Source organism: Clostridium sp. CTA-5 (assembly GCF_054768135.1).
The window spans coordinates 255,225-281,334 of the sequence record NZ_BAAAAT010000001.1 but is presented as its reverse complement, the minus strand read 5'-3'; the positions used below and the strand labels follow the sequence as shown (position 1 = coordinate 281,334).

Below are 26,110 nucleotides of genomic sequence, written 5' to 3'. Positions count from 1 at the left end.
CTGATACATTCAGTTTGAACGATTAGTATTGTCCTAATAGCCCTTTCTTCTTTGCTATATGACTGCATAGTTTGAAAATTAATAATCCAATTATGAAATAAGCTAACGAATTTCCAATCATCACTAAATATTCTCCAATTGAAAAGTCCATAAATGAAATTCCTCCCATTGTTATTTTAAATACTTCCTCAATAGCCTTTCTAAAAGGAAGTAGTGCAGATACTGTATCACTAAATGCGCTTAATGGTGGAATTACTAACCCTAGCAAAAAATATTGAATTATATTTAACATTGATTGTACTTTTTTAAATATTAATGCTAGTCCTGCAAAAATAAATGAAATACCCAATATACTAAATATCCCTATAAATATAATTATCAAAAGTGAAGCAACATTTATGTTAAGCCAATATCCAGTTGTAAACATTATGATAAAAAGTATTATAAAACAAACCAATAAATTTATAATTAAGTTGCATATACTTCTTACAAATAAAACATTATATAACCCCAAATTAGACATGCTTATCTGCTCTAATGTTCCTCTACTAGCATCATTAATTACGTTGTTAGCAGTATCTGAATAAGCCATAAGCATAATTGTCCATAAGAAATATCCTGCTACAAACCCTTCTAAAGTATCTCCTAAATTCACTGGTGATACATCCATACTCAATCCAAAAAATTTCATTCCCAAAAACATAGCCATAAATAATACGTAGAGACTTAATATATCTGAAATTGTGTTAAATTTATATCTAATTAACTCCTTTATAGCTTTTTCAAATGAAACCTTAAATAAATAAAAGACTTTTTTCATTACTTTTCTCCCCCACTTGTAAGTTGTAAGTAAACTCTTTCAAAATCCACTTCCTTTTGTTTTATTTCTTTAATTAATATATTTTTTTCTTTTAATCTTTCTATAATTTCATAGACATCTTGTGAATCAAATATATCTGTTTCAAGCATTTTGTCTTCATTAGTAAAATAAAAATTGTACTTTAACTCTCTTATGTATTTTTTGTTTTCTTTACTTAAAGTTTCTGTTAATACAATTTCATAAGTCATACTCTTAAACATATCTAGAAGACTTTCCATTTTATCTTGAGCTACTATTTTTCCTTTTTTAAGTATAACTACATAATCACAAATATCTTGTACTAAACTCATATCATGTGTACTTAAAAGTACTGTTTTGTTCATGTTCTTAGAAATATCTTTTAAGATATCTTTTATATCCTTGAAACTTTGTATATCTAATCCAAGAGTGGGTTCATCTAATAGAATTATATCTGTATTGCTTATTAAAGTCATTGCTATGGCAATCTTTTGCTGCATTCCTCTTGATAAGTTATTTACTGTCTCATTCTTTTTATGCGTCAAATTAAATTTATCTAATAATTCATCTACCTTTTTTTCTATTTCTTTTCCACCTAAACCTCTTATACCTGCAAAGTAACGTAAATTTTCTCTTGGTGTTAATCTCCAATATAAATTTCTTGTTCCTTCAAATATAGCTGTTATCTTATCAGAATTTTTGTTATCTTCCCCAAACAATTTTATTTCACCACTATCTGGAATTATAAGATTGCATATACTCTTTATTGTTGTTGTTTTACCAGAACCATTTGGACCAAGTATGGCACAAACACTTCCTTTTTCTACATTAAAAGAAATATCTTCAACTGCATTAAATTTTCCATATCTTTTTACTAAATTTTTCACTTCTATAGCATTCAAGCTATCGCCCCCTACTTTATTTATTAATTTCAAACAATACAGTATTTGTAAAATGTCGATTTACATTTATTGGTTTGGTACCTGACACCCTATAAAATACTTACTTTCTTGTTTGTAGCATCAAGTTCTATTTTGCATCCTATTGGTAATGTAATCATAGTATATGTATAACAACAATCAAAATCAGCACTAAAAGGTATTTTTCTTTCACCTAATACTTCTAATAATATTTCATGTGGCTTTCTTCCCGTTTTTGAATCGCCAAACAATTCATATTTTCCAAGTATTATTCCTGATATTTTATCTAAAACTCCACTTACTTTTAACAAAGAAAAACTTCTTTCAATGTCTGCACAGTTTTGTAATGAATCTTCTATAAATAATATATCTCCTTCTATTATTTTAAAACCCTTACTTTGTAAATATTTTTTAGCTCTTTCAAATCTATTTGGACATGAATATGTTATAGGCGATAATGGCGAAAAAATACCAATAGAATCACCTATCTTTAATTTTGATATACTATTCATTTTTACCACCTACATCAATAATTTAATATTTCCTTTATTGTTAATTTACAATAATTTACTATTATAAAAAATTATAACATATTATGTAAAATAACACTGTTCAATTTTTAAAGAACATCTTTATATTTTGTTTCATCAAATCCACATAGAGTATAGTTGTACAAATTTTTAGAATTGCATAAAAAAACACCTAAGATAACTAAATACTAAGTGTTTCTATAATAAAGGAAAAAACTTAGTATTTTAAGCACACTTGATTTTATTAGAAATGGTCAGAATATTATACTTTCATGTAATTCTGGAACTGGTAAAGGATTAGGTATCAAGGCATGCCTAGAAGGTTATAAAGTATTATTTGCAACAGTGCCTTTATTTATAACACAATTAAAGGAACTACGCTCGACGAAGAATCTTCGAGCTTTCCAGAATAAATTAGAAAAATATGATTTGATAATTTTAGATGAATTTGGATATATATCTTCTGATAAGGAAGGTGCTGAATTACTTTTTACTAATCTTTCTATAAGAACAGGAAGAAAATCTACAATTGTAACAACCAACTTATCATTTGATAGATGGGGGCAGGTATTTACTTATCCAGTCATGACAGCTGCTATGGCAGATAGGCTTACCTACAAATTATACATGGTAGATGGTCGATATGAATGGTGAATCTTACAGGATGAAAGAAACAAAACAATGGTTAAAAGAAGGTGAAAACAACAATTCCTAAATTTCTATATTTACCATATGTTTATGGCTGACTTTTTAATGAATTTTTGGTTTAAAATTAGTGTATAAAATACAAATATCAACATTCACTTAAAATATAACGTAAAAAAATTATAACATAAACCAATGACACTTTTAATATCATTGGTTTATTTTTCTATATATCAAAACCTATTTGAACTTCATTATTTTTTTCTTCAAAAGTTCTCATATAATTAAAAACTTCTTTTATCTCACAAATAATATTATTCTTCTTACAGGTTTCTTTAATAATTTTCATTAAATTTTCATGATTCTTACTTATTACTTCATAGCTATTTCCATATTGTCTTATGTATTTTTCTTTTAAACCTTTAAAATGCTTATCTAAATTCTTATAATAATATTCCCTATTTCCATTTCTTAATGTCAATCCAATACTAAATACTATAATTCCTTTAACTTTAGCTTCTATACAGTAATCTAATATTCCTCTTATATTTTCCTCTGTATCATTTATATAAGGTAAAATAGGAGTTAGCCAAACTACTGTAGGGATTTTGTTATCCCTCATTATCTTTAAAACTTCAAATCGTTCTTTTGTTGTAGAAACATTTGGTTCAATAATTTTGCATAATTCTTCATCATAAGTTGTTAATGTCATCTGCACAACACACTTTGCTTTATTATTTATACTTTTTAGCAAGTCCAAATCTCTTAATATTCTATTTGATTTAGTTTGTATTGCTAATCCAAATCTATACTTATAAATTATCTCTAAACATTTTCTTGTATTTTGAAGCTTTTCTTCTAGATGAATATATGGATCACTCATTGCACCTGTTCCAATCATGCATTTTTTTCTTTTTCTTTTAAGTGTATCTTCTAATAGCTGTGGTCCATTAGTCTTAACCTCTATGTCTTCAAAAATATGATCCATTCCATAACAAAGACTTCTGGAGTCACAATATATACATCCATGAGTACATCCTCTATAAATATTCATTCCATTATTACTAGATAGTATCCCCTTTGCTATCACATCATGCATATAACCGTAACTCCCTTCTAATAATTGTATCTTTTAATAATTACTTTAATGAAACATAAATATCAATCTTAGCATTATCAAAATCTGAATTTAAATATTCTTCAAAATCTGCTTGATAGCTTCTATCTAAATCCATTTGCCAAATTTCACCCCAAGCTTTTGCAACTGCTCTTTCCATATGTCCTTCAATAGAAAACTTAGCATATTTCCCTGCAGGAATTTTCTTTATTGTAAGTCCTTCATTTTCAGCCTTACATACCTCATTTCCTGCTGTAACTAAATACTTATTATCTTCATAATCTGAATAAAGTCCTATAGCATATTCATTCACCTTATTTTTTATTGTTTCGTTAATGCCACCTTGATATAATTTTTCCCAAAGGCCACCAATAGTTTTTCCCATATTAGGATCATCATTACCTGTAACAGCACTAACTCCTACCACTATTTTTTCTTCTAAATTAACAATTTCATACTTCATATTCATAACCTCCATATATTTGATAAGGTTATTATACTTGGCTTAATATGACAACTATATGTCATATTAAGAATAATTTAAAAGCATTTTTTCAATTTTATTTTTTATGTCTTTTCTTATTTCTTGTGGCTCTAACACTTCACATTCTTCTCCAAATGAAGATATATAGCTAAAAAGCCAGTCTCCTTTTGGATATTCAATAGTAACAAAAAAACTACCATCATCTAGCTTTTTAAAATCTTCAAATTCATCATACACTCTATATGCCATTTTAGAAGAAATTCTCATTTTTAAAGTAATAAACTCATCATTAAAAATATTATCTTCCTTCATTATATTTTTTGGTGCTTTAATATTAAAACTCTCTTTAGAAATACATAAATCCTTTATCCTTCTTAATTTAAAAAATCTATAATCATTTCGTATTCTACAATAGCCATACATATACCAACTTTGACCTTTAAAATATAATTTTAATGGACATACTTCCCTACTAATATTTTCACCTTTACCACTGCTATAATCAAACTTTACTATTTTTTTACTTAATATTGCAGATTTAAGATTATTAAAAGTTTCTTTTTCCTTTTCTGCATTTCCCCAATTTGAAAAATCAACTTCTATCCAATCAGTATCATTGTCACCTAACATATTATTTAATTTTTTAAGAACCTTTTCAGGCTCTGGATCACTAAAACTTACAGCATTAACAGCTCTTATAGATGATAATATTTCTGACTTTTCTTCTTCTGTTAATATAGCTTTATTTAATATAAAGTCTGGTAATATAGATATACCCCCACCTTTTCCTTTACTCATATATACTGGAATCCCTGCTGTAGACAGTGTTTCAATATCTCTATAAATAGTTCTTTGTGATACTTCAAATCTTTCTGCTAACTCTTTTGCAGTTACAATATTCTTCTCCAAAAGAATATATATAATTTCAAATAATCTATTTACTTGCATAATGTTTTTCCCCTTTATTTTAGAGTTCTTAAAGCAAATTCCCCTGTCCATGAGCTTTATCCGATAGCTAGTATCTGTAATTTCATAACAGATACTAGCTCCTGGATAACGACTTCTAACCATCAGCCAAAGACAAGCTTTATCTGATGATAAGAATTCTGTTTATACTACAATATCAACATTCATTTAAAACATGGCGTATTATTTAACCTAATAGATATATTTTTATATTATCACAATTCTCATAGATCTTAATGGCCAAAAGGAAAAATTGGTTATTCATTAGTGATTAAAAAGGATGTCCACCTGGTTTATGAAGCATTTATGAATACCAATAAAAAATAAGAAGTACCCTTTAGATACTTCTTATCATTATGCTATGAAATTTTATTCTACATTAAGGTTATGCTCATTAAATATATTTTTCTCATAGTGTTTTCTATTTTGAATTTCTTTTAAACCTTTTATATAGATATTGGACTTTAGTAATGCAATCCAGCTAATTATACCAATTATGATGAAGCCTAAGACACATATTCCAAGTCCACTTATATAGTTAGACCAAGGTAAAGCCCCCATGACCATACCAATACTTCCTAATATTGTTTGTGTAAAATTAATTAGAGAAGATGCTGATCCACTATCTCCTTCCTGTTGATTTAGTAAGATATCCGTACTAAATACTTTCATGATGCTTTCTACAAAAGCAAATGGAATAAATGAAAATAGAAATAATACAGGTGAAAGACGTCCTAAAATAATAAGTGCCATTCCACTAAAAACAGCTAGTACAAAACACAACCATGTAATTTTTTTGGGATCAACTTTTCCATTTATCTTTATATAGATAAGTGGTCCTAAAACAGATACTGCCGCATTTATACCATAGATATAGCTATAGGCAGTTGCAGATAGTCCAAAAAAATCAATATAAACATATGAAGATACAGCAACATAAGCCATATAAGGTGCTGCAAACAAGGATGCAATAATCAATAAATATGTAAATCCCTTATTCTTTCCTACAACTACAAGTCTTCCCATTGTATTTATTAACTTTCCATCTAATCTTTTGGAAGCAGACAATGTTTCAGCTAGTAGAAATGAAGCTATTAAGCATATAATTCCTATAATCGCATAAGCTACAAAAATTGCTCTCCAATTAAAACACTGCAATATAAATGCTCCTAGAATAGGTGCAACCATAGGAGCAATTATAGAAATAGACGTAACGACTGCAAGTATGGTACCCATAGCTTTTCCTTTAAAAGAATCTTTAATCAGAACAATTGAAATTGCTAACATACCACCAGCACCAATAGATTCAATAATTCTAAAAAATATCAATTGCCAAATATTCGTAGAGATAGCACAAAGACCACTAAAAACTACATATAAAAACAAACTTATAATTAAAATAGGTTTACGACCATGCTTGTCACTAAAAGGTCCAAAAATTAAAAGTCCTAAAGCCATAAAAATATAAAAGCCTACCAGAGTTAAATTCATTACTGAATCAGAGGCTGAAAAATAAGCATTCATATATGGAAGTGCAGGCAGATACATATCAACTGAAAACATAGGAGCCATACTCAGCACAGTAATAAGCGCAATAATTCCTCCTTTTTTTAAATATTTTTGTTTAACTAACATATCTTGTTTCATATAAAATTAACCTCTTCTTTTAAAACTATTATTATATTAAAAAAGTTACCATTAAAATCATCTTATCGGTGAAATTTCATTGGCGCCATGATAATACCTTGCCTTTTAATGTCAACAGTCCTATTATAAAGTATGGGGTTACCCAATAGTCAATAGGAGAATAAAAAGATGTCAAAAATTTTTTTCAAAGCAGGAGAGTTTGCTGCTTTATGTGGTGTAAAAAAAGACACCCTATTTTACTACGATGAACTAGGCATTTTGAAGCCAGAAATTGTTGCAGAAAATGGGTATCGATATTATTCAACAAAGCAGCTTACAACCTTTGATATTATACAATCACTCAAAGAGGTTGGTACACCTCTAAAAGAAATTAAAAGCTATATGGAAAAACAGAATACAACTAATTTTTTGTCTATTCTAAAAACAAAACAAATTCAATTAAAAAAAGAGCAAAAACGCCTTAATCAAATAAAAAAGCTCATAAAAAATACCATAGCCACTACAGAACATGCACTGTCAGTTAATTGCGATGAAGTTCAAATTGAATATTTTAATGAGGAGTATTATATTGTTATCGACGCACCAGAGGTTAGTTATACAGACGAAAAAGCTTTCCATATGAAAATACAAGAACATATTTCATACTGTCGCAAAAATTATTGCTATAATGAATTTCCAATTGGTGAAATCGTACTTTTGAAAAACCTTAAGCAAGGCCTATTTGAGAGAAAGTACTTTTGCAGTAAAATAGATCGCAAGACAAATAGTGAATATCTATTTATAAAACCTGCAGGAACTTATGCTGTGTTATTTCACAAGGGTGCTTATGAAACACTTCCGGATGCTTACCGCAAACTTAAAGAGTATATTGAACAAAACGGCTACGAAATTATTGGAAATGCCTATGAGGAAGATCAACTCTATTATCTTTCAGTAAGTAACCCAAATCAATATTTGTTGAAAATTTCTATTCAAATTGATAAATAACGTAAAAGCTACACAAAGTTTTAATACTTGATGTAGCTTTTTTTATTCAAAGAATAAATTCCTTTTACAAAGTAAACAAGCTATATAATATAATCTTTGAATAATTTAATTGTAAACCAAATTATGAATTAAAGTTGACAATTAAAATTATAGATTATATACTAATTTAAAGTTTATTTTTACAATTTTACATGGTGGTGAACTAATATGGAAAATTTAATTGAAGAAATTATAAATGGAAGGCGTTTAACAAGAAATGATAATTTAGAATTTTTATTAACTATAGAATTAAAAAAAATTTGTGCAGGAGCCAATAAAATTCGTGAGAAATTATGTGGACAAAAAGTGGATCTTTGTACAATTATTAATGGACGCAGCGGGAAATGTAGTGAAAATTGTAAATTCTGTGCTCAGTCTGCTCACCATAATACTGGAATTAAAGAATATGATTTTTTAGATTCACATGTAATTTTAGAAGATTGTAAAAAAAATGAGGCAAATGGCGTACATCGCTACTCTATTGTTACAGCTGGAAGATCATTAAGTGGTACTGATTTTGATAAAGCAATAGATACCTATAAAAAGATGCATGAAGAATGTGAAGTTAACTTATGTGCATCACATGGTTTTTTAACAGAAGAAGAACTTATACGTTTAAAGGAATCTGGCGTTACAATGTATCATGAAAATATTGAAACTTCTAAAAAAAACTTTCATAATATCTGCACTACACATTCATATGAAGATAAAATTGAAGAAATTAAACTTGCTCAGAAAGTAGGACTTAATGTTTGTTCAGGTGGAATTATAGGAATGGGTGAAACATGGGAAGATAGAATTGATATGGCTATTAGTTTATCAGAACTTGGAGTTGTATTGATACCAATCAATGTATTAACGCCAATAAAAGGTACTCCATTTGGCAATTTAGAAAGAATATGTGATGAAGATATTTTAAGAACAATAGCAATTTTTCGTTACTTAAATCCAACTGCTTATATTCGTATGGCAGCTGGTAGAAATTATTTTGCAGATGGAGGCACGAAAATCTTCCAATCTGGTGCTAATGCAACAATTACTGGTGATATGTTAACCACTGTAGGAAATAACACTGAACAAGATAAAATTATGCTTACAAAACTTGGTTTTGATATTCAAAAATAGAAGGAGAATTAATTATGGAAAAAACAAAAAAAATAAATACTCGTCAATTGACATTGATTGGATTTATATCTGCGGTTACTTGTATATTAGGACCACTATCCCTACCTATTGGAATAGTGCCAATTTCATTAACTAATCTTGTAATTTATTTTGCAGTATATGTACTAGGGCGAAAAAGAGCAACTCTTAGTTATATAGTTTATCTTTTTATAGGTCTTGTAGGATTACCAGTATTTTCAGGATTTTCTGGAGGAGTGGCTAAATTATTTGGACCAACAGGTGGATATTTAATTGGATTTATTTTTATGGCATTTATCAGTGGTATTTTCATTGATAAATTCTCAAACAAGATTTATATGTGTTTCTTAGGAATGGTATTAGGTACAATCGTAACATATATATTTGGAACAACATGGTTAGCATATGAAGCACATATAGGATTCAATAAAGCATTAGCAATTGGTGTACTCCCATTTATTCCAGGAGATATAATAAAAATAATAATTGCATCACTTATTGGACCTCAAATTAAAAAGAGGCTAATAAGTTCTGGATTACACTAATAAATAGAAAGATGGCTCAAATTATACTATGATTTGAGCCAATTAACCTTTAAATGAGATTTTTTCTATTTTATTCTTATATATATTTTACACAAATTGATATAATTCTAAATTAGAAATTAATATTTAACTACGTTTTCTAAATAAATTTTTAAGTCATACATATAATTAACTTGAAATATAAATTATGTGTATGACTTAAAAACAAAAATGTTATTATTTTACATAAACATTATTAATCTTTATGTTTCCATCTAATTTTAAACTTGTTTTTTCCTCATTAGTATCATCAATTTTTCCTATGAAAATATTACTATCTTTTTTTAGCTTATTAACTAATGTTACTGTTAATATTAGAGTTAACAAATCTGCAATCCCTTGCGTAAAAATTATTCCATTTAAACCTATTATTCTTGGCAGAATAAATATAGTAGGTATAAAGAAGATTCCTTGTCTTGTAATACTTAATAGTGCAGCTTCTTTCATTTTTCCAACAGCTACAAATAATGTTGTATAAATAGATTGAAAACCAAAGAAAATAAACATAATACTATTTGCCCTTAATGCGCTGCTACCTATATTGATAACATTAGCATCATTACTAAATATTGAAATAATAGATTTAGAAAAAATAATTAGTATAGCTGTTGCCATCACGCAAAAACCTGTAGTCATTTTTAAAGATTCACTAATCGTTTCTTTAAATCTGCGATAATTTTTTGCACCGTAATTATATCCCACCATAGCTTGAAATCCTTTTGAGTACCCAAAAATACCATAAGATACAAATGTAATTATTCTAGTTGCAATTCCCATTGCAGCTACTGCATAATCTCCATAATGGCTCGCCGATGCATTTATTAATCCCATAGCTGTACTAGATAGTAACATAAAAATAAAATTAATTATTCCAACCTTCATCATTTGAGAATATATTACTTTGTCAAATGAAATATGTTTAAAAGATATTTTGGTGATGCTTTTATTACTTAAAACGTACCATATATAAAGAATTGTTGTAATGCTTTGTGCCACTACAGTAGCAATAGCTGCCCCCCTTATTCCTAGTAAAAAAGTGTATATAAAGATAGGTTCTAAAATTATATTTAATACTGCACTTATAATCATTGCTGTCATACTTATTTTTGTAGAACCTTCAGCACTGGCAATATTACTCATTGTTACATTTACTATATTTAAAATTGATCCAAGGACAAATATAGTGGAGAACTCTCTTGCATATGGCAACATTGTATTAGTGGCTCCAAATAATATTAATATTTTATCTAGAAAAACTAGTGTCAATATTATAGTAATTACTCCCCAAAATAAACTATTAAAAAGTGCTATTGATGCTGTTTTATTTGCTTTATTAAAATTTTTTTCTCCTAAAAGTCTAGAAATATATGGAGCTGCACCACATCCAAAAATCAATCCTACTGAAGTAATTAATTGTGTTATAGGAAATGTTACTGAAACTGCTGCCATCTGACTAGTTCCAAGTCCGCCTACAAACATAGCATCTACCACACTATTAAATGCAGTTACAAGCATACCTATGATTATAGGTACTCCAAGTTTTAATAAAGCTTTAGAGACTTTTTCTTCACTCATTATTTTAATATTTTTATTTTTTATATTCATTTATATCAATCCTTTCATTTTGCCATTCATATCAAACATGTTTTAAAATAGTTTTAATAGGCATATAAGATACACAGTTCTAAAAAGTTCTTATTTCTTCTTATTTTTTTTAAACCATACTCCTTCCTTACTTCTTTCATAATTGTTTAATAAATCCAATATTTATATCTCCAATTTTCTTGTTGTCTTAAGCAAATTTATTTTAGCGCACCAATTTAAACTGTATTTAAATTTTTATATTTTATTAGCAAAATAAAAAACTGTATTTTAATCTTGTAAAAGTTACAGGATTAAACACAGTTTTAACGCCAATTTAATTTTCTATGGGAAGTGATATAATAAATGTTGCTCCTTTATTTATATCACTTTGAACTTTTATATTTCCTTTGTGAAGATCAACTATTTTTTTAACAATAGAGAGGCCTAATCCATTTCCTCCAAGTTCTCTTTTTCTAGATTTATCCATCATATAAAAACGTTCAAATATGCATTTTTGTTCTTCTTCACTTATACCAATACCACTGTCCTTAATTATTACATCAATACCATCTGGTTCTTTTTTAATTGATACATAAATTTTGCTTCCATAAGGAGTGAATTTGATACTATTATTTAGCAGATTGATCCAAACCTCACTCATAAGCTCTTCATCAGCATTTATAGTAACGTCTGAAAATTCTATTACAAATTCAATGTTCTTATCTAACCATTGAGGTTCTAAAGATAAAATAATATTTCTAAGTTGTTTACTTAAATCATAACTTTTGATTTGTAATTCCTTTGTCTCACAATCCAAAGCAGATAACTTTAATAAATTATCACTTAACTTAGATAATCTCTTAGATTCCATTTGAATAATTCCAAGATATGATTTCTTTTCTTCAGGTGATAACCTGTCATTTTGTAATAATACAGCAAACCCTTGTATAGACGTAAGTGGAGATTGTATTTCATGAGATACATTAGACACAAAATCTTGACGCATCATTTCCATATTGCTTAGCTGCTTTACCATACTATTTACTTTTTCAGCCAGCTCCTTCATTAAATGATTATGAGGATTATTTTCATACTTTTCACTTTCTATAAAAACCCCAAAATCTCCATTAGATATTCTATCCAGCGCATTAAATACCATTTTAAAGTTATCTTTTGAATGCCCAACACGTTTATAAATTATATAAATTCCTACTAAATATATTGCAATTCCTAAAAAACAACTTAGTATATTTAACGTGATAATATAAAAATTAACCTTAATATTAAAAATCTTATATATTACAAAAAATCCAATAATAATAGATACTATTATTCCAATTGTATTTCTAATATGGTGTGCTAACCTATCTTTATCATCCTTCACAATCTACTTCCTCCAATCTATAACCTAATCCTCTTATAGTTGTTATTTTCACGCCTGAAACATCTTGAGGAAATCTATCACGAAGTCTCCCAATATGCACATCTAAAGTTCTTTCATTACCATCAAAATCATAACCCCAAATATTTTCTATTAATAAATCCCTAGAAAATGTCTTTCCTGGCATACTAGCAAGTGTAAATAACAACTCAAATTCCTTTAATGGCAATGTAATGTTTTGATTACCTACTCTAAGGATAAAATTCTTTTTATCAATAGAAATATTACCTATATTTATTGATTGTGACTCATTTAAATGATACCTCTTTAACAATGATTTTACCCGTACTACAAGTTCTAGTGGTTCAAATGGTTTTGTTAAATAATCATCAGCACCAATTTCAAATCCTTTTACTTTCTGGCTTGTTTCCCCCAACACAGTTAACATTAAAATTGGCATGTTGCTAAACTCTCTAATCTCCTTGCATAATTCCCATCCATCCATATTCGGCATCATAACATCTGTAATAACCATGTCCACTTTTTCGTTATCTATTTTTTTCAAAGCTTCATCACCATAAAAAGCTGTTACTATTTCATAATTCTCATTTTTTAATAATGATTGTATTAACTTATTTATATTTTTATCATCTTCTACTATTAATATTTTAATCATATCAAACACCACCCTAATTTATTTTACCATCTAATTTTAAACTAATTTTAAACTGTTTACTTTTTCAATACTTTTTTATTTTATATAATTTTTTAAATATAAAATTACTATTATAAAAATATAACCGCTTATAATCACCTATTTAAGCTACATATAGGCGGTCATAAATATGCATTGTAAAAATCAATATAAAATTAACTCATATCTTTCAACATCTAATTTTAATAAAAACCTCCATTACTTGTTATATACCATTTTCACTTATAAAAATAGCCTTAGACAAGTTATATCGATGTCTAAGGCTAAAATATACTTATTTATAGTGCTATTCTTTTAAACAGGATCTATTTCATCATTTCCAATTTTTCATAACATAAGTTACGAAATAACTGACAATATTTACGAAATCCGCTCTGTCCAATTAAATAAATATTTGGCATATAACTCATTCTTTTTTGTGAATATGCAATACGTTCCATTCCATTATCCAATCCTGTATGATTACTAAGTGCTATCTCTACATTTTTATTTTCACATTGTTCCATGAAGTAATCTAATGACTTCATATAAATAATAATATCTTGTAGATTTGCTGGAGGATTAGAGCCTCCCCATAAAGCAGCCTGATATATCTTGTTGTTTTCCGTTACATTAAATATAAAGCTAAGGCCTCCTGGTGTATGTCCTGGAGTATCATAAACATAAATTGTTTTATCACCAAGAGTGATTGTATCACCATCTTTCACATAAACATCAATTGTATAGTCCTTCCATGTTTCAGGTCGATTTTTTTTTGCAGGTTCAGTTTGCCAAAAGATATCATCTCTTTTTGATAAATATGTTTTAGCATGAAAAGCATTTACAATCCATTTCCCACATCCAGTATGGTCTACATGTCCATGAGTTAATACTAGCTTTTTTATATCTTCAGGGTTCCATCCCACATCCTTAATTGCAAAAACAATTGCATTAAATGCCTCTTCACACGGCCATATAGCATCTATTACAATTAATCCATCCATTGTTTTTAAAACAAAGCAATTCGTTTCCTTTTGTGCAATAATAAGCAAATCATCAAATATAAGTGCATGGGTGAAATAAGACATATCCTCCATTGCTCTTATTGTTTCCATTGTAATAATTGGTTTTTCTAATCTAAACATTTTATTCTCCTTTGATAATATTATGATAACTACTTCGATAAAACGATGAACAAAGTTCTATATCAAAATATCCAATCAAAAAAGTATCAAAATAAAACCTGATTTATTGCAGGTATAATAATTTTTGATGAATTTTTCTTCTATTCTCTGTACAACGCTTCATCACCTTATTTGTACAGAGTTAATTCAGTTCTTGGGATGCATTTTTAAATATTTTTTCATAACTTTCCTTCCTTCTTCATGTAGCACTACCTGATTCTACTGAGAATCCCCTCATAAATTAGTATATTTAGCTTAGAACTTCTTAATTTGCTAGATTACTTCATTTATCTGATTTTAATAATATAACCTTAATATCCAATATACTTCCATTAAGTATAGCCTTAACACTACCATTCATTTTCTCACAAAGTTTTTTTACTATAGACAATCCAAGTCCAGTTGTTGTTTTATTTCTAGACTGATCAGCCACATAAAATTTATCAAATAAATTATCCGTATCTATTTTTTCTGTTTCTTTCACTTTATTTGCAAATGATAATACTATATTTTCATCTTCTTCACTAATATTAACTTTTACATTTCCATATGAATGAACTAAGCAGTTCTTTATAAGATTTTCAATTATACGTTTTATCATTTCTTCATTCCCAACAACATAAAGAGGTTGTTCAGTATTTATTTCAACCTTTATATCTTTCTTTTCAAATTCATATATATAATTCACAATACTATTACATAAAGTATTGGTTAAATTAACTTTAGAAAGTTCAATATTATCATCAGACATTTCAAGGTATGAAAGTTCGAAAAAACAATTTATAAGCTTGTCCAATTGATCTATATGTTTTATTATAGTTTCAGAAGTTTTCCTTTGTTTTTCTTCTTGTAAATTCCTAACTAACAGTTCCATATATCCTTTGACAGCAGTAAGTGGAGTTCTTAAATCATGAGATATATTAGTAATCATTTCTTTAATCTTTTTTTCCTGACAAACACTCTGAATTCTTGATTTCTCTTCAAAAATTAGTAGCTTATTTAAATTTCCAGTAAGATCAGTTAAATTTTTATTGAACATAGATATGCTAATTAATGATTCTATTTTTTTATTCATTTTAAAAGCAATTTGCTTATTAATATCTTTTATTGTTCTATTTAAAAAATAAATATATAAAATTAATATTAATATTGTTATAGAACTTATAACTATAATTAATGTAATAATTTTATGAATACCTCCTTGCTAATACCTGAGATTCCTAAATTATATTTATCAGAATTATATATATTGTAAATAAATTATTTTAATTCTTCTCTTTTAAAAAGCATATAAGCTATACCAACAAAAGCGATTATATACATTAAACTAACTCCAACAACTCTAAATGCGCTTAAATATGTCATATTTGGAGTTATACATTTATTAATTTGCCAAATAGTATTAACATATACTTTATCTATTACAGGAAATAATTCAACGCTTCCTTGCCAGAATTTATCAACCGCTATATAAATTATCCCCCATAATATTATTGTGATTCCTGTTTTTCTCATAAAATATGCTATTAAAATTATAGGTGATAACCGAGCAAAATGAAATATAATACTTACAAAATATATTTTTATCATTTGTAAAATCATACTACTATTATATTTAATATAATCAGAGAAGACAATACTTGGAATTAATGTAGAAATAAATGAATATATTAATAATAATACCGCTGATATAATAAAATATATAATCATCTTGCTAAAAAATATATCCAATTTCTTACATCCTGCATAAACAGCACTTTGACATAACTTTCTTTCAAAATCATAACATATATATATACCCCCAAACACAGTAAGAAGTATACTAATATTTATAAAATTATGCCTCATTGCTAGAGCAGCACAAAATTGGCCTGCTCCTGAATAACTTTCAATTTGAGATAAATCTTCATAACATAATTTTATTGAATAAATATTATTTAATGATAATGCAACGCTTATAACGCATATTCCTATAATCAACATTTTTAGAGCAACATTCTTTTTTATTTTCATACATTCTGCAATTAATAAATTATACATTACACCCTCCTTACAACACTAAGAAAATAATCTTCTAAAGTACCACACTCATATGATAAATTTGTAACTAAAATCTTCTTGTCTAAAAAAGTTCTTGCTAACAATTTAACATCATCAATATAATCATATAATCTAATTGACTTATCTTGCATGACTCTATAATTTGTTGTTTTTAAAACATCCTCTAAAATATAAGCCATTCTCTCTGGCTCATCTGTATGTAATAATATATATTTTTTACACTTTTCCTTTAATTGTTCTAAAGTAATTTCATCCTTTATATGTCCTTTATCTATAATAATATAATCCGTTGCTAACAAATATAAATTATTTAAATCATGTTCAGTTACAAGCATAGTAATATTTCTTTCTGAACATATTTTTTTTAGAATATTTCTTATTTCTACAACTCCATAAGGATCAATACTATTCATAGGTTCATCTAATATTAAAATTTCCGGATTACCTACAAGTGCTAACGCAACTCCCAATCTTTGCTTCATTCCTAATGAAAAATTACGTACTTTCTTTTTATTACAATCATGTAAATTTACCATTTTTAATATTTCATCAAGACTGCTATTGTCAGATATACCTTTTATCTTTTGAAATAATTGCATATTTTCTTTTGCTGTCATTCCTAAATGTAACGCTGGTTCTTCAACTAAAAATCCTATAGTTTTTCTTGCTTGTCTTAAATTCTCTTCATCGTCCTCTCCAAAGATTCTTATTTTTCCTTCTGTAGTATTAGATAGACCAGCTATTATTTTAATAAGAGTACTTTTCCCAGAACCATTTCTTCCAATAAGCCCATAAATTTTTCCCTTCTCTAAAGAAAAGTTCACATTTTCTAAAACAACTCCATTGCTATTTTTATTTGTTATTTTTCTTATGATACTGTTAGTTTTATATACTTTTGTTACTTTGATAATTTCTAAAATTTTATTATTCATTTTTCTTCTCCTTTCATCATAATAAATATAAACTTAAAAGGTTACATAAAAGTAACAATTAAGTAATAAAATGTTACGAAAGAGATAAAAAATAGACCTAATTATCATGAATTAAATGTATACTAATAAAATAAGCTGAGATAATAAAAATATTTATCTATCTCAGCTATTAAGATTATACTCAAAGCAATAATCCTTTATTGTTTAATCAACCTATATCCTATTCCCCATACAGTTTCAATATACTCTTCATCTTTATTTGCTTCTTTTAATTTATTTCTCAATCTACTTATATGGGTTTTAATAGTTTTATCATCACCTAAGAACTCACTTTCCCATATAATTTCATATAAATTTGCTTTTGAATATACTCTCTCCTGATTTTCCATCAATAATTCAAGAATGTGATATTCTTTAACTGTAAGATTAACTTCATTCTTATCAACTATTACTCTTTTTAATCTGGTATCAAGTTTTATATCTTTATAATATAACATTTCATTTACTGTTTTACTATTTTTATATCTTCTAAGATTTGTCTCTATTCTTGCGATAACTTCATCAACATCAAATGGTTTAGTAATATAATCATCAGCACCATTCTTTAACATATATACTTTTGTCCCCGTCAAATCCTTAGCTGAAATAATAATAACAGGAACATCGTAATCTTTTCTAATTTCTTTTAAAATCATATCTCCACTTTTATATGGAAGCATTATATCCAAAATAATCATATCATATTTATTTTCTTTGAATTCTTTAATTACACCTAATCCATCATATAACGATTTGCTAAGATATCCTGCTTCTTTTATTATATTTGAAAGTAATATGTTTAAATCTTTATTATCCTCAACTATTAATATCTTCTTCATTCTTACACCTCTTTACCGTTAAGTATGTGTTAATTTATTTTATTCAAGTAAACAACTTTATGTATGTTTATCCAGAGTATACTTCATAATTGATTTCATTACACTTTGAACAATTTACATTAGTTAGTTTATTACCTTTGCAGCAACAATACGCTCCTTTGTTATGTAACCTTTGTAAAGACGGGGGTATTTTTGTAACATACCACATATGTTACTACATCTTTGCTTGTTTGAAAACTTAGTAATGATTCATAAGCTCTAAATCGTCTTTATCTAACATTTTTAATACAATTTATAATTAATCAGGAATGTGTTCCTTTAAGTAATTGATAAAATACCTACTTGCTATAGGAATTGTTTTTAGATTATTATAAGCAATTCCTATGGTACGTGTCACAGGTGGGTTAATTGGAACTTTAGCTATATCATAGCTCACTCGTCTTAGAACTAATTCAGGCAAAATACTTATTCCTAAGCCTTCTTCAATCATGGAAAGAATAGAATAATCATCATGAATACACATTTTGATATTTGGATGAAGATTTTGTTCATGAAAAGCATCTAAAGCTTCATTGAGAGCACCTTCTTCCAATAGAATAAAAGATTCAGTTGCAAGCTGTTTCAATGTGACTGAACTTTCTTTTGCTAATGAATGTTCTTGTGGAAGAACAGCTAGAAGTTCTCCATCCTTTAAGGCAATAGTATTTAATTTTGACACTGCAGCAGGATTTATGAATCCAAAATCTACTTCACCTGACTTAATCCATTCAGAAATAGTTGTATAGTCTCCTTGATGAAGAATAAATTGTACATCTGGATAAATAGCCTGAAATTCTTTTATCATATGAGGAAGCCAATGGCACGAGATACTGGAAATAGTACCAATTCGTATAGTTCCTGATTCAAGCCCTTTTATTTCTTTAGTTTTCTCTATCATTGCACGATAAGAAGAAGCAGTTTTTAATATATAAGGATACAATTCTTCGCCTTCAGGAGTAAGTTTTACACCAGTTCGAGAACGTAGCAGTAACTTTAGAGATAGCTCATCTTCTAGTGATTGAACCATTTGACTTATGCCTGATTGGGTATAACCTAATAAATCTGCAGATTTTGAAAAACTTCCGACTTCTACAATTTTACATAGGGCAAGATATCGGTTCATATTATCATCTCCTTTACATTAGAAAATCTAATATATTAATTAAAAATAGTCGTTTTACTTATATATGAGGCCATTGTATACTAAGGTCATATAAAAATCAATAAACGTTTTGGAGGATAAAGGAGGAATTTAAAATGAGACAATATGTGGTAGATGCTTTTTCGGAGAAGGTATTTGGGGGAAATCCTGCAGCAGTATGTGTTATGAATGAATGGCTTACTGATGAGACCATGATGCAGATAACAAGGGAAAATCAACTGTCTGAGACAGCTTTTACAGTAAAAGAAGCTTCAGATTATAAATTAAGATGGTTTACTCCAGGCGGTGAGATTGATCTATGCGGACATGCAACACTTGCAACTGCGTATGTCATCACAAAATTTATTGAGACTGAATCAACAGAAGTACGTTTTAAGACACTATCTGGATTATTAACAGTTATAAAAAATGGTGACCTTTTTGAAATGAACTTTCCAGCTTATGAACTAAAAAAAGTAGATGTAACAGATGAAATGATAGAAGCTATTGGGATTAGACCATTAGAAGCATATATGGGAAGGGATTTACTTTGTATTTTTGAATCAGAAGAAGATGTTAGAAATTTAAATCCTAATTTAGAAAAGATAAAAAAACTAGAAGGGCTACTCTTGCAAACTACAGCTAAAGGTAAAGAATTTGACTGTGTATCAAGATCCTTCGCACCAAAATGTAATGTAGATGAAGATCCAGTGTGTGGTTCAGGACATTGCCATATCATACCATTCTGGGCAAATAGGCTTGGAAAGAAATATTTAGTTGCTTATCAGGCATCTCCAAGAGGGGGTACATTATATTGTGAATATCAAGGAGAGAGAGTAAAATTAAGTGGCAAAGCAGCATTATACTCCATTGCAGATATTAATTTTTAATATCTTTTGATACTACTCACATAGTTAAGGAAATCTTTCTATTTGTTACTTTTCAGTATAGAAAGTAGTCGTATTATTAGGTTGTACTGAATTACCGCTGTTATTTAAAGAAATAAAAACACCAGCAGAGACACATTGAAACTGTTCTTAATATGGTTATAGAGGATTAATTTCTATAATCAAATCAAGGACTTACATTTCCTAGTAAGTCCTTTTATTAAATATATCTAAAGAAATTGGCTACCATTATTTAAATTTTATATCTATCTTCTCCTAAATATCACTTTAATACTATGCGCTTACTTTTTATTAATTAAACATCTCTTTTAATTTTGTTTATCTGAATATATACTTTGTAGTTAAAAGATATTATTTCAGCTTAATTACTCCCACCTAAAAAGCTTAATAGATACCCAGATGCATATCACAGCAAGTATACTTATAACTAAAATTGGTAATTGTGCATTATCTATACTTAAACTAAGTGATGCATTTTTTAAAAGCTTTATCCCTTGAGTTAATGGTAAGATATCTGCGACTTTTTGAAGAGTTGTTGGCATAACCTCATATGGTAATGTTGCTCCTGAAAATAGAAGCATAGGAAAGTATAGAATACTTGCAATAACACCAGCCATTTTAGTATTTTTAGCTATTCCTCCAACCATAAATCCAATGCTAAACATTGATGTCATTACTAATGTGTATGCTCCTAAAAAATTTATCCATGAACCTTTAAATTGAAACTTGAAAAATATTTTGGCTGTTAAATAAATAAGAATTAATGAAACAATAGCATATAAAGCATAGATTACTCCTTGAACTATTAAAATCATAGATGGGCTAACTGGTGTTACTCTAAATCTTTTTAATATCTTTCTGTGACGATACTCAGATAATACTAATGGTAACCCCATGATGCCACCTGCACATATTGCAATGGTTGATACAGCTGCAAAGGATTGTTCCATGAATGTAAAATCTGCTCCAGGAAATGCGGGTTTATTGCCATAAATAACACCCAAAATAACAGTTACTAGAATTGGCATACAGATTGCAAAGATGAACATATCCATGCCTCTTAGTGATAACTTTAATTCAGTTTTTAACATTAATTTAAATACTTTCATTAACCAAGTCCTCCTCATCTACAAACCATAAATAAGCATCCTCAAATTTTTCATATGGACTAAGTGCCACTGCTTCTTCAATTGTTCCATAAAAGTCTATTACTCCATTTTTAAAAATACATATTTTATCGCACAAAACTTCAACCTCATCCATGAAATGAGATGTTAAAAAGATTGTAAGACCTTGCTTTTTTAAGTTTAATAAACACTTCCACACATCTCTTCTAGATTTTACATCTAATCCTGTTGTAAGCTCGTCAAGAAATACCACCTCTGGATTAGGAATTAATGCTAGGATAATAAACAATCGCTGCTTTTCACCTCCAGATAGTTCGCTTACTAGATTTTTAACTTTATCTTGAAGTTTAAATTGCTCTAATAATTTATTGCAATCTAATGGATTTTTATAAAGAACCTCAGTTATTTCACATAATTCTTTAACTGTAATCTTATCTTGATAATTAGATTCTTGAAATTGAACCCCAACCTTCTGAAATAGTTGTTTTCTTTCTTTTTGAGGATTCATACCTAGTATAGATACCTGTCCATCATCAAAATTCTTTGTACCTAAAATACATTCTATAGTAGTACTCTTCCCTGCCCCATTGGCTCCAAGCACTCCAAATACCTCACCTTTCTTTACAGTTAAACTAATATCCTTCACTACTTGAACATCTCCATAGGATTTATAAAGATTATGAACTTTTATTACTTCCATGTGTTATTCCCTCCTTTTGATAAAAGAATAACACCATCACAAAGTCTGGTGTTAAAGTGTAGAGTTTATATTAAATTCGTTTTTCATAAATTCTAATTGCTTCAATATACTAATTGCATTTTTTTCTGCATCACTTAATGAAGTAAGAAGCTTATCACATGCTGTAACAATGTCCTCATCCTCTTTTGGTTTATTGATCACCTCTTTAATATCAATTTCCTTACTTTCTGATATGGCATTAATCATTCTTAAAATTGATGAAAGAGAATAATTAGCACAACGTAAGGTACGTATTATTTTCAATCTATTAATATCACTTTGAGTATAAACTCGATATCCATTCTGCTTTCTCTTAATAGTAAGTAAACCATTCATCTCCCAATTTCTTAATGTGTCCATTGTAACCTTAAGATAGTCTGAAGTCTGCTTTCTTGTAAAAAATATATAATTATCTTTAGTATCCCTTCCTAATAAAAGCTTCTTTGAAAGTTCTATGGCTTCTTCTGCATTTTTTTGCTCTTGATTTATCTGATTTATATAATCATTTGTACATTCAATTGCTTCTTGAAACTCACCCTTAGCAGATAACTTAACAACATTGATTATCTTTTTTCTAAGCCCATTTTGTAGAACCTCTACTTTAAAGGCAGTTCTAGCAAGCTTAAACTGCTCAATATGATAGTCAGTAAATACTCTATAACCATTTACTAGTCTATCCACCTTTGGTATTAATTCAAGTTTTTCGTACAAACGTACAGTGTTAGAATGTATTCCAACTATTTTAGCTACTTCTGCTGTTTTATATATCTTATCCATACTATTTGTACCTCCATGTTATTATCATAACATTTATAGAAAGTCTGGTGATATAGTGGAGAGTTTTATTTGTTTTTTGGTGAATTTTTTAAAGTTTATACTATTCTTATGATATTCTTCACTATAACTAGCTAAAACTCTTATAAAATACAAAGTAGCCAAAATCTCTATCGAAGATTTATTTTATATCTCGATATCATGTTAGCTATTTTAGTAGGTTTATTTATAGTAGCAAGTTGTATGTATTATAAATATTATAAATTATAAGGAATAGTATTTCCTTATAATTTATATATGTAGGTGATTATAGTGCTAAATTATAATAACAAAATTTCAAAAGAAGTATCTATTGAGTATCCGTTATATCAATCTGAAAAAGGTAACTATTTCATTGGACAAACCCCAATTTTATCTGGTAAAAATAAGCATGCTTTAGCTGCATTAGTAAATCCAATTAATTCAAAAAGAAATATATATCTAAATGCTATGACTATAACAAATATTTCAGATCTTAATTTATCAGCTGAGTTTTATCTAAAATCCAACCTTTATGATGGAGTTATCAGTGATTTAGTTAGCTGTACTAATACAACTATTTTTCCTCAACCAATTCCTGAAGGTCAAATTAGATATTTACCTAAAACTACTCAACCGCCATGTGATGGTGTTTCTATATTTAGTAGAATAGTTTCTCCATATTCGACTTTAGTAGTTGATGGAGGTCAAATTATTCTCGGACCTGGAGAATCTATTATTATTTATATTGGTGGGTTTTTACCAGTTGTTTTTGATGGTGTAAGGATGGCTTTTGGATGGTGGGAAAAAAGAATCCATAATTGCTCCGATTGTTCTTATTAAAGAATAGTAAATTCTAAGTTTAAATACCTTTCTTCTTTATATTAATTAATATTTCTTTTTTTATATGTTATTTTCACTTATAGAAAATAGCCTTAACCAAGTAAAACTAATGTTTAAGACTATTTTTTCATTTGTTTAGTTAATTATCAAGATTAAATTTCTTGGTATTCATATAGAACTTAATAATAAAGAAAAAAAGTGCTTAATCTTCACAAGATTAGCACTTTTCCTTAATTTATTTTATATAATTATTTTTTCTTAACAGGAATCCAAATTTCACTATAGTAGTTTTCATCTTGAATACCTTTTGGATAATCAGCCACATCAGTGTACATTTCAATATTATAACCTGCTGCAATTTCATAATCCTTGCAATTAGGTAACCATTCTGAGAAGATTTTTTTATTCGCATCTTGCAGAGATTTTGGCATTGCACCCTTGCAACCAAAAACAGCCCATGTGTGTTTAGGAATAACCTTTGTAACAAAACCATTAGGTATCTCTATTGATGGATTATAATTGTCTGCAATTAAATATTCAAACTCATCTGAACCCATGCTCTCATCTATGCATACTCCATACATTCCGCATACAATTTTCCCTTTTCCTGTTTGATAATGTTCTGTCCAAAACGGTGGAATTTCTGTAGTTGCATTATCATATTTAAATACCTTTGATACTCCCATGATAGTAAATGAATCTTTTTTAACAATTTTGTAATCCATAATATAACCGCCTTCCAATAAAAATTTGATTTTCAGTGGAGCAAAAGATTTAATCATTGCCCCATCTTTTCGAACAGCAGTAGGTGTTACACCATGAAATCGAGTAAAAGCTTTTGTGAAACTATCTGGTGAGGAGTAGCCATATTTCAGTGCGATATCAATAATTTTTTCATCAGTAGAAACAAGCTCACTGCCGGCAAGAGTAAGTCTACGTTGTCTGATGTATTCTCCGACTGTAAAACCACAAAGCATTGTAAAACCTTTTTGGAAATAGAACGGAGACATAAATGTTTTTTTTGCAATATTTTTTATCGTGATTTCTTCAGTAATATTCTCCTCAATATAGCTTATAGCTTCACCTATTCCTTCAATCCATTCCATAATCATTCCCCCTGTCTGTATATATATCGTATCTTTTTTCAAGCGATCATTCCCGACTTTTTGTGTTATGTTTTGTCTTGTCTAAAAGATTTTTAAATAGCATGTACATAAAATTACTATTTGTCTAATACTCAAAATTGTTACTATTTTTATTGTAACATATTTTGTAAATATATTATTGCTTGTGATACAGCATTTTTACTTATAAAAATAGTCTTAGGAAAGTTACAATGCCTAAGACTAAAAATTTCATTTACTTGTGATATGATTTACTGTATTAGTAGCAAGTGATAGCATTTTTAATTTATGATCTACTATTTTCATTTAAATTGTTCTCAAATACTATTTTATTGAGACTATTAACACCTTTATGATATTTACATATTATGTTATAGTTGGATTATATATTAATTTAGTACAGTAAAATGAAATGACACAACTATAGTTAAATTAGAAGTATAAAATTTATATTTTCGTAAGAGGTGGTAAAGTGAAACTAATGATTGTTTATGCTTCATACAATGTCTTTTTAGGATGAAGCTTGTATGAAGTAAATTTCATGCCTATAAAGATTTTGTCTTTTATAAATAAAAATAAATTATGAAGGAGAAAGTCTATGAACAATAAAAAAATATATAAAGCATCATTTTCTCAAGTTGATATTACTCCTAATTTTCAAGTTGAACTGATAGGTGGTAATAGTTGCAAATCACAAGGAATTTTGGATAAATTATTTGCTCAAATATTATTATTTGAAAATGATAATAACTTTTTTTACCTTATTACTATTGATAATTTAGG

General features: G+C 28.0%; 26 protein-coding genes. 6 read left to right on the top strand and 20 right to left on the bottom strand.

The window, feature by feature from the left end:
* Positions 1-22 precede the first annotated feature (22 nt).
* The 3 genes from ACYUET_RS01195 to ACYUET_RS01185 all read right to left on the bottom strand — a co-directional run bounded on the left by ACYUET_RS01195 (position 23) and on the right by ACYUET_RS01185 (position 2,270).
* The gene (locus ACYUET_RS01195) at positions 23-820 is read right to left on the bottom strand and encodes a hypothetical protein (protein ID WP_460277276.1); all 798 of its coding nucleotides are present in this window, start codon (positions 818-820) and stop codon (positions 23-25) included.
* On the bottom strand, positions 820-1,740 hold the full coding sequence (locus ACYUET_RS01190; protein WP_460277275.1) for an ABC transporter ATP-binding protein: 921 nt from the start codon (positions 1,738-1,740) through the stop codon (positions 820-822). Before ACYUET_RS01190 ends, ACYUET_RS01195 begins: the two co-directional genes overlap by 1 nt.
* Positions 1,741-1,829: 89 nt before the next feature.
* Complete coding sequence (locus ACYUET_RS01185; RefSeq protein ID WP_460277273.1) at positions 1,830-2,270, bottom strand: hypothetical protein; 441 nt, start codon at positions 2,268-2,270, stop codon at positions 1,830-1,832.
* A 240-nt stretch (positions 2,271-2,510) separates the two neighbouring features.
* Here ACYUET_RS01185 and ACYUET_RS01180 point away from each other — a divergent pair, with 240 nt between their 5' ends.
* Positions 2,511-2,942 (top strand): ATP-binding protein, encoded by a 432-nt coding sequence (locus ACYUET_RS01180; protein ID WP_460278223.1) that lies wholly within the window; start codon positions 2,511-2,513, stop codon positions 2,940-2,942.
* Between the two features lie 217 nt (positions 2,943-3,159).
* On the opposite strand, the gene ACYUET_RS01175 is transcribed toward ACYUET_RS01180, so the two are convergent.
* The 4 genes from ACYUET_RS01175 to ACYUET_RS01160 all read right to left on the bottom strand — a co-directional run bounded on the left by ACYUET_RS01175 (position 3,160) and on the right by ACYUET_RS01160 (position 7,147).
* Complete coding sequence (locus ACYUET_RS01175) at positions 3,160-4,032, bottom strand: SPL family radical SAM protein (protein WP_460277271.1); 873 nt, start codon at positions 4,030-4,032, stop codon at positions 3,160-3,162.
* Between the two features lie 40 nt (positions 4,033-4,072).
* Positions 4,073-4,513, bottom strand: coding sequence for a GyrI-like domain-containing protein (locus ACYUET_RS01170; RefSeq protein WP_460277270.1), 441 nt, complete (start codon positions 4,511-4,513; stop codon positions 4,073-4,075).
* A gap of 66 nt (positions 4,514-4,579) precedes the next feature.
* Positions 4,580-5,482 carry a helix-turn-helix transcriptional regulator gene (locus tag ACYUET_RS01165; RefSeq protein ID WP_460277268.1) on the bottom strand — a complete coding sequence of 301 codons (903 nt, stop codon included), beginning with the start codon at positions 5,480-5,482 and terminating at the stop codon, positions 4,580-4,582.
* A gap of 387 nt (positions 5,483-5,869) precedes the next feature.
* Positions 5,870-7,147: an MFS transporter gene (locus ACYUET_RS01160; RefSeq protein WP_460277267.1), complete on the bottom strand. Its 1,278-nt coding sequence runs from the start codon at positions 7,145-7,147 to the stop codon at positions 5,870-5,872.
* Between the two features lie 168 nt (positions 7,148-7,315).
* Between ACYUET_RS01160 and ACYUET_RS01155 the strand changes: the two genes are divergently transcribed.
* From ACYUET_RS01155 to ACYUET_RS01145, 3 genes are all read left to right on the top strand, one after another.
* A complete protein-coding gene (locus ACYUET_RS01155; protein WP_460277266.1) occupies positions 7,316-8,134 on the top strand; it encodes a MerR family transcriptional regulator in 819 nt (272 codons plus the stop codon).
* Between the two features lie 207 nt (positions 8,135-8,341).
* A complete protein-coding gene (bioB, locus tag ACYUET_RS01150) occupies positions 8,342-9,298 on the top strand; it encodes a biotin synthase BioB (protein ID WP_460277264.1) in 957 nt (318 codons plus the stop codon).
* A 14-nt stretch (positions 9,299-9,312) separates the two neighbouring features.
* Positions 9,313-9,861: a biotin transporter BioY gene (locus tag ACYUET_RS01145; protein ID WP_460277263.1), complete on the top strand. Its 549-nt coding sequence runs from the start codon at positions 9,313-9,315 to the stop codon at positions 9,859-9,861.
* A gap of 216 nt (positions 9,862-10,077) precedes the next feature.
* On the opposite strand, the gene ACYUET_RS01140 is transcribed toward ACYUET_RS01145, so the two are convergent.
* The 9 genes from ACYUET_RS01140 to ACYUET_RS01100 form a co-directional block, all read right to left on the bottom strand.
* A complete protein-coding gene (locus tag ACYUET_RS01140; protein ID WP_460277262.1) occupies positions 10,078-11,505 on the bottom strand; it encodes an MATE family efflux transporter in 1,428 nt (475 codons plus the stop codon).
* A 313-nt stretch (positions 11,506-11,818) separates the two neighbouring features.
* Positions 11,819-12,868 carry a sensor histidine kinase gene (locus ACYUET_RS01135; RefSeq protein ID WP_460277260.1) on the bottom strand — a complete coding sequence of 350 codons (1,050 nt, stop codon included), beginning with the start codon at positions 12,866-12,868 and terminating at the stop codon, positions 11,819-11,821.
* Positions 12,858-13,541: a response regulator transcription factor gene (locus ACYUET_RS01130; RefSeq protein ID WP_460277259.1), complete on the bottom strand. Its 684-nt coding sequence runs from the start codon at positions 13,539-13,541 to the stop codon at positions 12,858-12,860. Before ACYUET_RS01130 ends, ACYUET_RS01135 begins: the two co-directional genes overlap by 11 nt.
* A gap of 344 nt (positions 13,542-13,885) precedes the next feature.
* Positions 13,886-14,704, bottom strand: coding sequence for an MBL fold metallo-hydrolase (locus tag ACYUET_RS01125; RefSeq protein ID WP_460277257.1), 819 nt, complete (start codon positions 14,702-14,704; stop codon positions 13,886-13,888).
* 322 nt (positions 14,705-15,026) lie between these two features.
* On the bottom strand, positions 15,027-15,818 hold the full coding sequence (locus ACYUET_RS01120; RefSeq protein ID WP_460277256.1) for a sensor histidine kinase: 792 nt from the start codon (positions 15,816-15,818) through the stop codon (positions 15,027-15,029).
* Between the two features lie 185 nt (positions 15,819-16,003).
* Positions 16,004-16,783: an ABC transporter permease gene (locus tag ACYUET_RS01115; RefSeq protein ID WP_460277254.1), complete on the bottom strand. Its 780-nt coding sequence runs from the start codon at positions 16,781-16,783 to the stop codon at positions 16,004-16,006.
* Positions 16,783-17,736: an ABC transporter ATP-binding protein gene (locus tag ACYUET_RS01110; RefSeq protein WP_460277252.1), complete on the bottom strand. Its 954-nt coding sequence runs from the start codon at positions 17,734-17,736 to the stop codon at positions 16,783-16,785. Before ACYUET_RS01110 ends, ACYUET_RS01115 begins: the two co-directional genes overlap by 1 nt.
* Before the next feature lie 197 nt (positions 17,737-17,933).
* Positions 17,934-18,614: a response regulator transcription factor gene (locus tag ACYUET_RS01105; RefSeq protein ID WP_460277250.1), complete on the bottom strand. Its 681-nt coding sequence runs from the start codon at positions 18,612-18,614 to the stop codon at positions 17,934-17,936.
* A 298-nt stretch (positions 18,615-18,912) separates the two neighbouring features.
* A complete protein-coding gene (locus tag ACYUET_RS01100) occupies positions 18,913-19,776 on the bottom strand; it encodes a LysR substrate-binding domain-containing protein (RefSeq protein WP_460277248.1) in 864 nt (287 codons plus the stop codon).
* Between the two features lie 134 nt (positions 19,777-19,910).
* On the opposite strand from ACYUET_RS01100, the gene ACYUET_RS01095 reads away from it, so the two are divergent.
* Positions 19,911-20,684: a PhzF family phenazine biosynthesis protein gene (locus tag ACYUET_RS01095; RefSeq protein ID WP_460277247.1), complete on the top strand. Its 774-nt coding sequence runs from the start codon at positions 19,911-19,913 to the stop codon at positions 20,682-20,684.
* A gap of 383 nt (positions 20,685-21,067) precedes the next feature.
* On the opposite strand, the gene ACYUET_RS01090 is transcribed toward ACYUET_RS01095, so the two are convergent.
* The 3 genes from ACYUET_RS01090 to ACYUET_RS01080 are packed head-to-tail and all read right to left on the bottom strand — an operon-like array spanning position 21,068 to position 23,345.
* Positions 21,068-21,811 carry an ABC transporter permease gene (locus ACYUET_RS01090; RefSeq protein WP_460277245.1) on the bottom strand — a complete coding sequence of 248 codons (744 nt, stop codon included), beginning with the start codon at positions 21,809-21,811 and terminating at the stop codon, positions 21,068-21,070.
* The gene (locus tag ACYUET_RS01085; protein ID WP_460277243.1) at positions 21,798-22,529 is read right to left on the bottom strand and encodes an ABC transporter ATP-binding protein; all 732 of its coding nucleotides are present in this window, start codon (positions 22,527-22,529) and stop codon (positions 21,798-21,800) included. The genes ACYUET_RS01090 and ACYUET_RS01085 overlap by 14 nt, the downstream gene beginning before the upstream one ends.
* A gap of 51 nt (positions 22,530-22,580) precedes the next feature.
* Positions 22,581-23,345, bottom strand: a complete 765-nt coding sequence (locus ACYUET_RS01080) for a MerR family transcriptional regulator (protein ID WP_460277241.1) — start codon at positions 23,343-23,345, stop codon at positions 22,581-22,583.
* A 309-nt stretch (positions 23,346-23,654) separates the two neighbouring features.
* Here ACYUET_RS01080 and ACYUET_RS01075 point away from each other — a divergent pair, with 309 nt between their 5' ends.
* On the top strand, positions 23,655-24,203 hold the full coding sequence (locus ACYUET_RS01075) for a DUF6143 family protein (RefSeq protein ID WP_460277240.1): 549 nt from the start codon (positions 23,655-23,657) through the stop codon (positions 24,201-24,203).
* 248 nt (positions 24,204-24,451) lie between these two features.
* Here the strand turns inward: ACYUET_RS01075 and ACYUET_RS01070 are convergent, their stop codons facing one another.
* Positions 24,452-25,309, bottom strand: coding sequence for an AraC family transcriptional regulator (locus ACYUET_RS01070; protein WP_460277238.1), 858 nt, complete (start codon positions 25,307-25,309; stop codon positions 24,452-24,454).
* Positions 25,310-26,110: the final 801 nt, after the last annotated feature.